The organism is Amaricoccus tamworthensis, from assembly GCF_049800875.1.
In the GTDB taxonomy this organism is placed as follows: domain Bacteria; phylum Pseudomonadota; class Alphaproteobacteria; order Rhodobacterales; family Rhodobacteraceae; genus Amaricoccus; species Amaricoccus tamworthensis.
This window is the reverse complement of sequence record NZ_JBNAFV010000033.1, coordinates 1-10844: the sequence shown is the minus strand read 5'-3', so window position 1 is coordinate 10844 and position 10844 is coordinate 1. Positions and strand designations below refer to the sequence as shown.

The following is a 10844-nucleotide window of genomic DNA, read 5'->3' as shown; positions in this document are numbered from 1 at the left end:
AGTAATAGTGTGATGGCCATCTTCCGACAGTTCTCCCAGGCACTTGCAGCATTGGGTCGACCGAGAGGAAGCTGGTACCGCAAGGTGTTCCAGGCCTCCTGACCCAAACAGCGATCGACCGGGATTTCCGTGTCATTCCCTGGACCTGTCGGAGGCCTGTGGGCATCGGGCGGTGAGGCTCCGCCTCAGCTGTGCCTGTGACCCGAGAAGGGCCTGACTTTTGTCACTTTACTGTCCTGTCCAGACATTTGGCCGATGCGGATCAATTCATTCCAGCATCGGAGACACACATGCCCAAAGACCACAACACTGTTGATCCCACAACAATTGCCCAGGTTACTGCCGGGGTCGATACACATAAAGACCTTCATGTCGCGGCCATTGTCGATGCGCGGGATCAGCTTCTGGCAACGGAAACATTTGCCACGACGCGTCATGGATACAAAAGAATGCTGACCTGGATGCTGTCATTTGGAGAGCTGGAGCGCGTCGGCATTGAATGCACCGGGACCTACGGGGCGGGGCTGCTGCGCTATTTTCAGCATGCCGGCATCACGGTTCTGGAAGTGACGGCACCGGACAAAGCAGACCGGCGGCGGCGCGGCAAGGACGACACGCTCGATGCGGTAAACGCGGCTCATGCAGCTTTCTCTGGAGCCCGGACCGTCACACCCAAAAGCCGGGATGGCATGATCGAGGCGTTACGTGTTCTGAAAACCTGCAGGAAAACAGCAATCTCCGCCCGCCGTGTTGCCCTTCAGATGATCCAGACCAACATTGTGAGCGCCCCGGATCACCTGCGGGAGCAACTCCGTTCCATGAGCCGGATGCAACTGATCCGGACACTTGCAGCGTGGCGCCCGGATCTGTCGGACGGAGGGAACGTAACATCGGCCTACAGGATCGCACTGAAGTCGCTTGCACGCCGGTATCTCGAGCTGACCGATGAGGCCGCTGACCTCGATGCCCTGATTAAGGAAATCATCGACAGCCTGGCACCGGATTTGATCGCACGCCCGTCCATTGGATATGAAACGGCGGCACAGCTTTTGATAACCGCTGGCGACAATCCCGACCGTTTGCAGTCGGAGGCGGGGTTTGCAGCACTCTGCGGTGTCAGTCCCGTTCCGGCGTCATCGGGGAAAGTTCAGCGCCACCGTTTGAACCGCGGTGGAGACCGGGCTGCCAACTCTGCCCTGCACATCATCGCCATTGGCCGTCTGCGAACCGAAGAGCGAACAAAAATTTATGTTGAGCGACGGGTCGCAGACGGCCAATCAAAAATGGAGGCGATCCGATGTCTGAAGCGCTACCTTGCCCGGGAGGTTTACCACATCATCCGGAAACGAAACCTCGAGATCGCCCGGACCAAATCAGCCCTTGACTGTTAGAAGGGCGTCCAAGGATCCCAATTCACCAGCACCGATTTCACCGACGTGCTGCGCGATGCGAAGATCAAAATCTCGATGGACGGTCGTGGCCGCTGGATCGACAATCGGATGATCGAGCGGCTCTGGCGATCCCTCAAATACGAATGCGTCTACCTGAACGCCTTCGAAACCGGTTCCGAAGCCCGGGACGGGATTGGTGATTGGATCAGCTACTACAACGAAAGACGCCCACACTCATCACATGGGATCATGACGCCGGACGAGGCCTATGGTAGAATAGTTCCTGACCTGAAGGTTGCCGCCTGAAATGAAACCAATGCCATAGTATCCGTGTTGGTCAAGGCATCGTTGGCGTCCATTTCCGGTTATCGCGCAACAGCGCGTTTGCGAGGATGAGGAGCTTTCGCATGACAGCGGTGATTGCGAGCTTCGCCGGTTTTCCTGCGGCCCTGAGTCTGTCGTAGACTGCCTTGAGATCAGGGTTGAACCGAAGCGCCACGAGGGCCGGCATGTAGAGGGCCTCGCGCACGAGCGCGCGTCCACCCTGGATGAACGCCCTGCCGCGCCACTGTCCCGACTGGCGGGTCATTGGCGCCAGACCTGCAAGGCTGGCTGCTGCGCGTTGGTCGAGTGCGCCCAGTTCGGGCATCTGCGCCATCAGGGCAGCGGCGGTGACGGTTGAGATGCCTGGAATGCTGAGAAGAATGGCGTGTTGCGCGGAAAGCATTTTGTCCGCCGCGATCAGTTCTGCAATGGCGGCGTCTATGGCCTTGAGGTCTGTATCGATGCGCTTGAGGCGATCCGCATTCTGCCGCCGCAGGATCGCCAGGCCGATCCCTTTGGCCCGGTTCTTCGCCGCCGTGCGGTCCTTGACCAGGGCACGTCGTGCAGAGATCATCTCGTTGAGATCACGCAGGGTTTTCGCCCCGATCGGCCGCGGCTCCAGTTGCAACGCCATCCCCATGCGCGCCAGCATCATGGCATCGCCACGATCGGTCTTGGCGCGGGTTCCAAGCGCTTCGCCAAAGCGTTTCGCATGGCGCGGGTTCACCTTGACCAACGGGTAGCCCGCTTCGGCAAGGCGCCGCTCCAGCGTCAGGTGATAGCGTCCGGTGGGTTCGAACACGACCCGGCGCACGTCGGGTCCAAGCCAGTGTATCAGGCGTTTCAACCCAGCCTTGTCGTTGTCAAAAGCAGCCCTCTCTCCATCCGGTAGACGGTGGACGTCGAGACGGCCTTTCGAGATGTCGATCCCGATGATAATTTCGGTCATCATTCGCATACCCCATGCTTGTCGTCCGAGGCTCGCTCCTCGGGTATCCGTTCGGGTCAAAAGCGAAAGACGGGTGCGATCAGACTATAGCACGGCCCTGCAACGGCCCGCTTAACAACGACCCGCACCCGCCGCTGGAGACCTGCAGCGAACAGATTTCCAGTGGCCTCGTTTTCACACGAAGCTACCGAAAATCGTAAGACAAGCTTAGCACGGCGGCAAACTGGTCGAATTTCCAGGACCACCTCTACAGGCCTGCCGTGTTCGATCCGCTCTTGTCGATTACGACCTTGTCCGGCCAACCGTTATTGCCGATGGCTTGCGCGAAAAACTCAGTAGCTGCGGCTTCGTCGCGGCGCTCCGACAGCATGAAATCAAGGGTTTTCCCTTCCTTGTCGAGCGCGCGGTACAAGTATGTCCACTCGCCTTTTACTTTGACATAAGTCTCATCCATTCGCCACGAGCGGTTGGTTGGTGACTTCCGGCGATGCGCTTCTTCGGCAATAGCGCCTGCGTATTTCTCGACCCACCGATTGAGCGTTGCATGATCCAAATCGACGCCGCGTTCTGCCAGGATCTATTCGAGGTCGCGATACGAAACGGGAAAGCGAACATAGAAATACACGGCGTATAGGATCACGGATTTCGGGTACTGCGCGCCTTTGAAACTGATCAACTCTTCAATCCTGACTGAGGCTCGGGAAAATGGGAGGTCTCGCTCGACGCGCCAGGCAACGCAACTCAATTCCGAAACTTTGCGACACTACCCTCCATGGAACTGTCTCATTTCACCAGCAGGGTTGCCCCGTTGGCGCGTGCAGCTTTCCGATCAAATGTATACAGGGTAGTGCATCCCGACCGTTGCGTTGCCGCCAAAATCATGTGATCCGCAAAGTCGGCGACACCGCTCCCATAGGCTTCCGCAGCCACGGCCACGTCCTCCGCATTTTCCAGCACCAGTTCCTCAGACTCAAGGAAACCGAACAACGTAGCGGCTATTGCCGCAGCCGATTGTCCATATGCGCGTTCAAGAACCCATACCATTTCCACCAGAGCCTCCCGGCCAATGAATCCGGGTTGCCTTGTGGAACACCGGCTTATCAGCGAATTTGCCATATCCGCCTGTTTTGGATCGTCCTGTACCAGGAAACGGACCAGAATATTGGTATCAAGGCCTATCATTAGCCAGAGTGGCGCTCCGCCGCAACTGAACGCACGGCCGCATCCATGTCCTCGAGGGTCACAGGTGATCCGTCATGTTTGAGACTGCCCGAAAGGCTCATTATCTTTCGCGGCTTCAACAGCCGAACTTCGTTGCCGATAATCAGATACCGAACTCGATCTCCGGTATCCACACCGAGAAACTTTCGGACATCCTTGGGCAGTGTGGTTTGACCTTTCGATGTCACCGTTGATTCCAGCATGTTCACTCCAATTCACCGATTCTGCCTTCCAGAATACAATACCTCCTTACAAAAGTTCAATACGAAAGGAGTTCATAATGTTTCCCATTTGGCAAGTACTGAGTGTCAAAAACGCGAGGGGCTGAGTTCTGCGCAGGTTTCCGAGCGGTTTTCGGTCGGGGTCGCCTCAGTCAAGCGAATGTATGTTTTTTAACATAATAGACACTATGCCCAAATTCGTTTTATCGCCTCCAATTCGTCAAAGGCATCGTCACTAGAGATTAAATCGGCGTCTTCGTTGATGGCGACTGCGGCGATCATCCGGTCAAACGGATCGCGATGCGACCATTCCAGTAGCGATGCATCATTGGCAGTTTTTGAGCTCAGTGAAATCAGATTAAAACCATCGCCAATAGTTATATCAACGAGGTTTGCAGCGAACTCTGCCATTGCTTCCCATTTACCAAGACGAACTTTTTGACCGATCTCGTAAAATGTAATTGCACTGACTGATGCGCGTGGGGCTTTGGAAATGATGTTCTTTGCCTGCTCCGGTAGACGCGGATCGTCCGTAAGAATCATCGCGAGAGCATTCGTATCAAGCAAAACGGGTTTCATTCATGCTCCCCAATCATTCAACTCCTCGTCCGTCATTGGCGCAAGGAACGCATCGGGCGGAGGCTTGAGTTTTTCTTTGAGACTACCGAACTTCACTTGCGATTCATGAACCGGAACCAATTCGGCAGCAGGAACGCCATGACGTGCAATTACGACGCGTTCGCCGCGCTCAACGGCTTCCAGTAGTTTTGACAGATTTGTTTTTGCGGCATGCACTGAGACTTGCATTCTGACCTCGAAAAGGCTACTTTTTAGATTAGCTATAGCTTAGTCAATATTCAGTAAAAGTCAAGAGAGTGTCTATTATGTAAATTATGGCAGAATTAGTGACTGTGATTTGACGCAGAACGACCGTCCAACCCCTCCACGATAAAGATCCGGGATGAGCACAATCTTACGGATTTGCTGCGGAATGGAAATTCTCCACTTTCGGTATGCGCACCAACTTCTTGACAGAGTTAGCGAGGTTCCACCAAGTCACTCCGGGCATCGCGGATGATCACCCAAGACGAATGCAGGAAAAGCCCCGCGATCGCGAACGCGACGATCAGGTCGGGCCATGCACTGCCAAGCCACGCGACCAGCCCGGCGGCGATGACCACGGCGAGGTTGCCGATGGCGTCGTTGCGGGAGAACAGCCAGACGGCTCGCATATTGGCATCACCCTTGCGGTGCTTTAGCAGCGGCAGCACCGCGAGGATGTTTACGATCAGCGCACCTACCGCGAAGGCTCCCATTAACCCGGCTTCTGGCGTGGTCTGGTTGAGGACACGCCAGAGCGTGCTGCCGACAACGCCAAGGCCCAGAAGGCCCAGAAACACACCCTGGATCATCGCCGACCGCGCCCGCCATGTCAGGCTCCAGCCGATGGCGAGCAGGCCCAGAAACGTGATTGCACCATCGCCCAGAAAATCGAGCGCGTCTGCCTTCAGCGCCTGTGAACCGGACAGGAACCCGCCGAAAATCTCGACCACGCCGAATCCGAGATTGAGCGCAACCACGATCCAGAGCGCGCGGCGATAGCTCGGGTCCTTGTAGGCCGGATCGGACGATGTATCGCCGTCCTCGATCTTCTCGAAACCGTAGCCGGTCGCGTCGAGCGCGGGCCGCACTTTGGGCAGGTCGCCCTCCGCGATCCGCAATGTCATGATGTGGGTCGCGGCGGACACTTTCACGTCGCCTTCGGCCACGCCCGCAGACCGGGCTGCGCGCTCGATCTCGGCGGCGTCCTTTGCGCAGTCCATGCCCTGTACCCGCATTCGGATCGGGGAGGAGGCTGTTGCCAACGTGCTGTTATCGGGCTGGCTCATGTGCGATCCTCTTTATGGTGGCGGGCGAAAAGGTACGCCGCTTACGTATCAGTGGATAATGATATGACGACGCAAGACGTTCAAGACGATCTTCCGGCACCCGATACCCTGGAACTGCGGGCAAAGCTCTTCCGGGGCCTCGGCGATCCCAGTCGTCTGGCGATCCTAGATGCGCTGGTGTCGGACGAACGCAGCGTGCAGGAAATCGTCGGGCATACGGGTCTGGGTCAGCCCAATGCCTCGAACCATCTGCGCTGCCTGCTCGACTGCGGGCTGGTCACTCGCCGTAGCGAGGGTCGGTTCGTCCGGTATCGCTTGGCGGACGGGCGGATTGCGGACCTAATCCGTGACGCGGGTCGGCTACTTGCCTCGAACGCGAATGGAGTTGATACGTGCCGAAACTATACGGGTTAGCCGGTGCGTTTTGGCGCAACCTTCTATCGGCGTGAAAGACTTAAAGCAGCCATTAACGCCTGCGCAGTGAGTCGCACCTGCGTTCGGCTGCGGACCTTGTTGAATGGGTATTCTAGTGAAGTGGGCTCAAACAGCATTCGCGTTGATTGAGACAGATCGGAATTCCTGTCGACCGGCTCTGGTCCGCATGCCAAATGTGGTCCCATGGAAAGATACTTCTCCATCGAAATGCCCGGCGTTCTATTCTTAAGAAACGTCTTGTTGTTCAGCCTCGCTGCCTTGGCTCCGATTCTCGTGCTCTATGTGTTGCTTGCTCCCGGTTTCGCGTCGGCACTGGCTGCGGGCGGCCCCGCACTCGGACGATTTTTGCGGCAGGTTGTTACCAACGGGTTGCCGGTTATCTTTGTTGTGAATTACGTGAGCTTCTTTCTTTATGCTCTCACGCAACGGCCCGCTGGTAGGCATCGAGATTCTGCCGTTTTCCTGCTGTTGGATCTAGCGATTAGGGTTGTTCTCTTCCTCGGCCTCCACGCCCTGATCTACGTTTTCTCTGCAGATTGGTTCGGTTCGTTCGGCGGCAGCCGCGCGACCGCGTTGAGCGTGGTCGCACCGACGCTTGCGCGCTCCGCATTCTTTGAAAACATCTCGGGTGTCTATCTCTATGCCACGATGGTGAGCGCGTTGCCTTTGTATGTGTCAGCGATCAAACAGTCGGCGAGCCTGCGCCCACTTGTCGGTCTCTTTCCACAGAAATCCGGCGTGGCAGTACTCGCTCTGCTCACTCTCCTGCTGGCAGTGGTATCATTGACACTTGTCGCGGAACTCATCGCGCATCTGCAAGGCTAGGTCGCCGGATAGGGACTTTTCGAGCGGGGGTTGCGCATTTGTTGCGCAAAGGCGACCAGCCAAAGGCCCGCAAGTGCGGCGCTCCAAAGCGCGTTCCAACTTGCCATTGACAGGGTCAGGAACTCCCACGCAACTTCGTCGCACATCACCAGAGTTGATGGTCCGCTGGTCGCCGACGGAAGAAGATCAGCACCCGAGAGGTTCGACATATCGAGCCCTGAGCCCGAACAGGCGGTCGGCCCTTCCCACCAGTCCCGTTCGACGCCGCTATGGAAAGATCAGACATAGCCGCGTAGCTAAGACAAATCAGCCTCCGGCAAACCGGGCGCGGTTCACATGGTGTCAAAACATGCTTAGAAGCAAAGCTCCAAGCACTCCGGCGAATATACCCATGATAATTACCTCGGAAATCGAAAAACCTTGCATGCACTATTCCCAATCAGCTTGAAAGCGCTTTAGAATTCGAAAGGATTGAGCGAAATAGATAAGTTACAATTTGCATTTGGCGGGAAGGCATCATGCAATTCTTTTCAGCCTTTCGCGATATGTTGACAGACATGGATTAGTGTTCAATTGTCCATTAAAGCACCAACACTCCAATACTCCATGCAATAAGCGCGAAACCCAGAGGTTTGGTGAGCAGTTTCCCAATATCTGGAAGCTTTTCGAGTGTCATCATAAGGGTGGCTCCCCCCATCCAAAGCAAATCCATCGTACCTCCAACAAACCCAATAACCATCAAACCCCAGCAACAAGCGACACAATAACTGCCATGGTGAAGGCCCATATAGATACCGCCGGCAAAGCCAGGTCTCCAATGCGCCAAGAATTGGAACGTAGGGGAACGACAATGAGCGAGGCAGCGGTCCTTGAGTGCAGTAAACTGATAAAGACCTGCTGATAACAGAAGCGCGGCAGAAAAGTACCGAGACACCGATTGACCCATACCGTCCAGGAGGCCAATCCTGATGAGTTGAAACTGTGCAAATGCTATCAGCGCAGCAAATCCAACCCAAACAAAGAAAAAACCAAGCAAAACGCCGACTGAACCGGCACGGCTACCGTCCGCGGATGTAATGAGATCTTCGTATGCACGCATGGTCGGTACGAAAGTTGGCCCCATCATTGCCGCCATCATTATCGCCCACATGGCGAACAGATTAGTAAGCGGTGTTTTGATCCCACCTTCCTGAAGGCTTCCTGATCTGCGAGTCCGTTTCCGAGTATAGATTGGAATTGGAGGCTGGGTTGGTAGGAGATATATCGCTCCATATGGAGGATACTGGCCGTATGGATGTCATGGTCGGTCCTTCCGGGAAACGGCGCTGGTCTGATGCCTATAAGGGCCGTGTGGTCGCCGAAACACTGGTGCCGGGTGTTACCGTCAATGAAGTGGCGCGGCGGCACGAACTGCTGCCAAATCATTTGTCGGCGTGGCGTCGGCTGGCGAAGGAAGGCAGGCTGGCGGTTCCGGATCTGGCCGGAGCGGAGTTTGAGTTTGCGTCGTTGGTGGTTGAGCCTGTGACCGCGCCGGCTCCCGCCGCGTCCAGTGATGCGGTTGAGATCCTCTGTGGCGATGTCACGGTTCGTCTGGGGGCTGATACATCTCCCGAGCGGATAGCGGGGATTGTTCGTGCCCTGTCCGGGTCCGGATGATCTTCCCATCACAACGGGTTCGGATTGTTGTGGCGACGAAGCCGGTGGATTTCCGCAAGGGCCACAATGGACTGGCGGCTCTGGTAAAAAATGAACTGCATAAGGAGCCGTTCACCGGAACCGTTTTTGTGTTCCGCTCGAAACGTGCGGACCGTCTGAAGCTGCTCTACTGGGATGGGACGGGACTGGTTATGACGTACAAGCGGCTGGAGGAGACGACTTTCACGTGGCCTGCGGTTCGAAACGGTCTGATGTCACTTAGCCACGCGCAGTTTGAGGCCCTGTTCTGCGGTCTGGACTGGCGGAAAGTGAAGGCCCTGTCGGCCCGTCCACCGACTGCGGCAGAGTAAAAAACCATCCTTTACCCTGGTCCCCGGGCACTGGTTTTGGTAGTCCGGGATCATGATTTCGACGGCTGATCTTCCGGATGACGTGGATGCGCTCAAGGCCATGATCGTGGCGCAGAGTGAACGGAATGACCGTCTGGAAACTCTGGTTGCATCCCTCAGACAGGCCCTGTTCGGACGAAGATCCGAAAAATCCGATCCTGACCAGTTTGAACTGGCCCTCGAAGATCTTGAGACCGGTATTGCTGAGGTGGAAGCCGAACGTGAGGCTGATCCAGCGGGTGCGCAAACCCGGACCTCAAAGCCGCGCGCAACCAACCGGGGGGCGCTGCCCAAACACCTGCCGCGCATTGAGGAGGTGGTCGAGCCGGACAGCACGATCTGTCGTTGCGGTACCGAACGCCATGTTATTGGCGAAGACGTGAGTGAACGTCTGGACATTGTGCCGGCACGGTTCCGGCTGATTGTGACCCGACGCCCGAAATATGCCTGCCGTTCCTGTGAGGACGGTATCGTCCAGGCCGCCGCACCGGCACACCTGATCCCGGGCGGCATGCCAACCGAAGCCACCATTGCCCATGTGATCGTCAGCAAATACGCGGATCATCTGCCCCTGTACCGGCAGGCGCAGATCTACGGACGTCAGGGGATTGAACTTGACCGCTCCACACTGGCTGACTGGGTTGGTCGCGCGGCATTCGAGCTGCGACCCGTTTTTGATGCCCTGATCTCCGACCTGAAAAAATCGCCGAAGCTGTTCATGGATGAGACCAGAGCCCCTGTTCTTGATCCTGGCCGGGGAAAGACGAAAACCGGATACTTCTGGGCGCTGGCCCGCGACGACCGGGCGTGGGGTGGAGATGATCCGCCCGGTGTCACGTTCACTTACGCGCCCGGACGATCCGGCCAGTATGCGGATCAGATACTGCAGGACTTCCGCGGCATTCTGCAGGTTGACGGGTATGCCGGCTACAACCGGCTGATCAGGCGGCCGTCACAGGGTATTCAGCTGGCCTACTGCTGGGCGCATGCGAGGCGGAAGCTCCACGAGGTTGCCCGGACTGGAACCACACCGATCGCCGATGAGGGTTTGCGACAGATTACCGCCCTCTACAGGATCGAGAAAGAGGTCCGCGGCGAAAGCCCCGCCAGGCGGTTGGCTGCAAGACAGGAGCGCTCCAAACCCGCCCTTGAGGCATTCGGGACATGGCTCACGGCAAACCGTGCGCGGGTGTCAGCCAAATCGCCCCTTGGAGAAGCCCTGAAATACATCGCCAAATACTGGGACGGCCTCTGCCTGTTTCTGACCGACGGGCGCATCGAGATGGACTCGAACCCCGTGGAGCGAACAATCCGCCCCATCGCTCTAAACAGGAAAAACGCACTCTTCGCGGGTCATGATGCCGGAGCACAAAACTGGGCAATCATGGCGTCCCTTATCGAGACCTGCAAACTCAACGCCGTCGATCCCCACGCCTGGCTGACCGAAACCCTCACCGCAATTGTGAACGGCCACCGACAGGCCAACATCAAAGCACTGCTGCCGTGGAACCATCAACCGAAGGTGTGATCAGGACTTCGCTTAC

At 56.8% G+C, this 10844-nt stretch carries 13 protein-coding genes and 3 pseudogenes; 7 read left to right on the top strand and 9 right to left on the bottom strand.

From position 1 onward, the window contains the following. Nucleotides 1-290 precede the first annotated feature (290 nt). Together ACP15P_RS22900 and ACP15P_RS22895 are read left to right on the top strand one after the other, a co-directional pair. Nucleotides 291-1391 (top strand): IS110 family RNA-guided transposase, encoded by a 1101-nt coding sequence (locus ACP15P_RS22900; protein ID WP_424927820.1) that lies wholly within the window; start codon nt 291-293, stop codon nt 1389-1391. Nucleotides 1392-1400: 9 nt separating this feature from the next. Further along, a pseudogene (locus ACP15P_RS22895) lies at nt 1401-1697 on the top strand (transposase); the annotation flags it as partial. Between the two features lie 31 nt (nt 1698-1728). Here ACP15P_RS22895 and ACP15P_RS22890 read toward each other — a convergent pair. From ACP15P_RS22890 to ACP15P_RS22860, 7 genes and pseudogenes are all read right to left on the bottom strand, one after another. Further along, nucleotides 1729-2664, bottom strand: coding sequence for an IS110 family RNA-guided transposase (locus ACP15P_RS22890; RefSeq protein ID WP_424930755.1), 936 nt, complete (start codon nt 2662-2664; stop codon nt 1729-1731). A 250-nt stretch (nt 2665-2914) separates the two neighbouring features. Then, nucleotides 2915-3340, bottom strand: a pseudogene (locus ACP15P_RS22885) (IS6 family transposase); the annotation flags it as partial. 107 nt (nt 3341-3447) lie between these two features. Then, on the bottom strand, nt 3448-3846 hold the full coding sequence (locus ACP15P_RS22880) for a PIN domain-containing protein (RefSeq protein WP_424930754.1): 399 nt from the start codon (nt 3844-3846) through the stop codon (nt 3448-3450). Then, nucleotides 3846-4088: an AbrB/MazE/SpoVT family DNA-binding domain-containing protein gene (locus tag ACP15P_RS22875; RefSeq protein WP_424930753.1), complete on the bottom strand. Its 243-nt coding sequence runs from the start codon at nt 4086-4088 to the stop codon at nt 3846-3848. Before ACP15P_RS22875 ends, ACP15P_RS22880 begins: the two co-directional genes overlap by 1 nt. Before the next feature lie 204 nt (nt 4089-4292). Next, nucleotides 4293-4685, bottom strand: coding sequence for a type II toxin-antitoxin system VapC family toxin (locus tag ACP15P_RS22870; RefSeq protein WP_424930752.1), 393 nt, complete (start codon nt 4683-4685; stop codon nt 4293-4295). After that, nucleotides 4686-4913, bottom strand: coding sequence for a type II toxin-antitoxin system Phd/YefM family antitoxin (locus tag ACP15P_RS22865; protein WP_424930751.1), 228 nt, complete (start codon nt 4911-4913; stop codon nt 4686-4688). Between the two features lie 230 nt (nt 4914-5143). Further along, nucleotides 5144-5995, bottom strand: a complete 852-nt coding sequence (locus ACP15P_RS22860; RefSeq protein WP_424930750.1) for a cation diffusion facilitator family transporter — start codon at nt 5993-5995, stop codon at nt 5144-5146. Nucleotides 5996-6058: 63 nt separating this feature from the next. Here ACP15P_RS22860 and ACP15P_RS22855 point away from each other — a divergent pair, with 63 nt between their 5' ends. Together ACP15P_RS22855 and ACP15P_RS22850 are read left to right on the top strand one after the other, a co-directional pair. Beyond that, the gene (locus ACP15P_RS22855) at nt 6059-6409 is read left to right on the top strand and encodes an ArsR/SmtB family transcription factor (protein ID WP_058320099.1); all 351 of its coding nucleotides are present in this window, start codon (nt 6059-6061) and stop codon (nt 6407-6409) included. Nucleotides 6410-6613: 204 nt separating this feature from the next. After that, nucleotides 6614-7255, top strand: coding sequence for a hypothetical protein (locus tag ACP15P_RS22850; RefSeq protein ID WP_411224742.1), 642 nt, complete (start codon nt 6614-6616; stop codon nt 7253-7255). On the opposite strand, the pseudogene ACP15P_RS22845 reads toward ACP15P_RS22850, so the two are convergent. Together ACP15P_RS22845 and ACP15P_RS22840 are read right to left on the bottom strand one after the other, a co-directional pair. Next, nucleotides 7252-7518: pseudogene (locus ACP15P_RS22845) on the bottom strand (disulfide bond formation protein B); the annotation flags it as partial. The gene ACP15P_RS22850 and the pseudogene ACP15P_RS22845 overlap by 4 nt on opposite strands. A 317-nt stretch (nt 7519-7835) precedes the next feature. Next, the gene (locus ACP15P_RS22840) at nt 7836-8405 is read right to left on the bottom strand and encodes a DUF2182 domain-containing protein (protein ID WP_424930749.1); all 570 of its coding nucleotides are present in this window, start codon (nt 8403-8405) and stop codon (nt 7836-7838) included. A 122-nt stretch (nt 8406-8527) separates the two neighbouring features. On the opposite strand from ACP15P_RS22840, the gene tnpA reads away from it, so the two are divergent. From tnpA to tnpC, 3 genes are read left to right on the top strand one after another with little or no spacing between them, the layout of a single operon-like run. After that, nucleotides 8528-8911: an IS66-like element accessory protein TnpA gene (tnpA, locus tag ACP15P_RS22835; RefSeq protein WP_424928839.1), complete on the top strand. Its 384-nt coding sequence runs from the start codon at nt 8528-8530 to the stop codon at nt 8909-8911. Then, nucleotides 8908-9261 (top strand): IS66 family insertion sequence element accessory protein TnpB, encoded by a 354-nt coding sequence (gene tnpB, locus ACP15P_RS22830; RefSeq protein ID WP_424928840.1) that lies wholly within the window; start codon nt 8908-8910, stop codon nt 9259-9261. The genes tnpA and tnpB overlap by 4 nt, the downstream gene beginning before the upstream one ends. Before the next feature lie 52 nt (nt 9262-9313). Then, the gene (gene tnpC, locus ACP15P_RS22825; protein ID WP_424928841.1) at nt 9314-10828 is read left to right on the top strand and encodes an IS66 family transposase; all 1515 of its coding nucleotides are present in this window, start codon (nt 9314-9316) and stop codon (nt 10826-10828) included. Nucleotides 10829-10844: the final 16 nt, after the last annotated feature.

What these genes read in the sequence shown, in the direction of transcription:
- ACP15P_RS22900 (WP_424927820.1), top strand. Translation starts at nt 291, where the DNA reads ATGCCCAAAGACCACAACACTGTTGATCCCACAACAATTGCCCAGGTT.
- ACP15P_RS22890 (WP_424930755.1), bottom strand. Translation starts at nt 2,664, where the DNA reads ATGACCGAAATTATCATCGGGATCGACATCTCGAAAGGCCGTCTCGAC.
- ACP15P_RS22880 (WP_424930754.1), bottom strand. Translation starts at nt 3,846, where the DNA reads ATGATAGGCCTTGATACCAATATTCTGGTCCGTTTCCTGGTACAGGAC.
- ACP15P_RS22875 (WP_424930753.1), bottom strand. Translation starts at nt 4,088, where the DNA reads ATGCTGGAATCAACGGTGACATCGAAAGGTCAAACCACACTGCCCAAG.
- ACP15P_RS22870 (WP_424930752.1), bottom strand. Translation starts at nt 4,685, where the DNA reads ATGAAACCCGTTTTGCTTGATACGAATGCTCTCGCGATGATTCTTACG.
- ACP15P_RS22865 (WP_424930751.1), bottom strand. Translation starts at nt 4,913, where the DNA reads ATGCAAGTCTCAGTGCATGCCGCAAAAACAAATCTGTCAAAACTACTG.
- ACP15P_RS22860 (WP_424930750.1), bottom strand. Translation starts at nt 5,995, where the DNA reads ATGAGCCAGCCCGATAACAGCACGTTGGCAACAGCCTCCTCCCCGATC.
- ACP15P_RS22855 (WP_058320099.1), top strand. Translation starts at nt 6,059, where the DNA reads ATGACGACGCAAGACGTTCAAGACGATCTTCCGGCACCCGATACCCTG.
- ACP15P_RS22850 (WP_411224742.1), top strand. Translation starts at nt 6,614, where the DNA reads ATGGAAAGATACTTCTCCATCGAAATGCCCGGCGTTCTATTCTTAAGA.
- ACP15P_RS22840 (WP_424930749.1), bottom strand. Translation starts at nt 8,405, where the DNA reads ATGTGGGCGATAATGATGGCGGCAATGATGGGGCCAACTTTCGTACCG.
- tnpA (WP_424928839.1), top strand. Translation starts at nt 8,528, where the DNA reads ATGGAGGATACTGGCCGTATGGATGTCATGGTCGGTCCTTCCGGGAAA.
- tnpB (WP_424928840.1), top strand. Translation starts at nt 8,908, where the DNA reads ATGATCTTCCCATCACAACGGGTTCGGATTGTTGTGGCGACGAAGCCG.
- tnpC (WP_424928841.1), top strand. Translation starts at nt 9,314, where the DNA reads ATGATTTCGACGGCTGATCTTCCGGATGACGTGGATGCGCTCAAGGCC.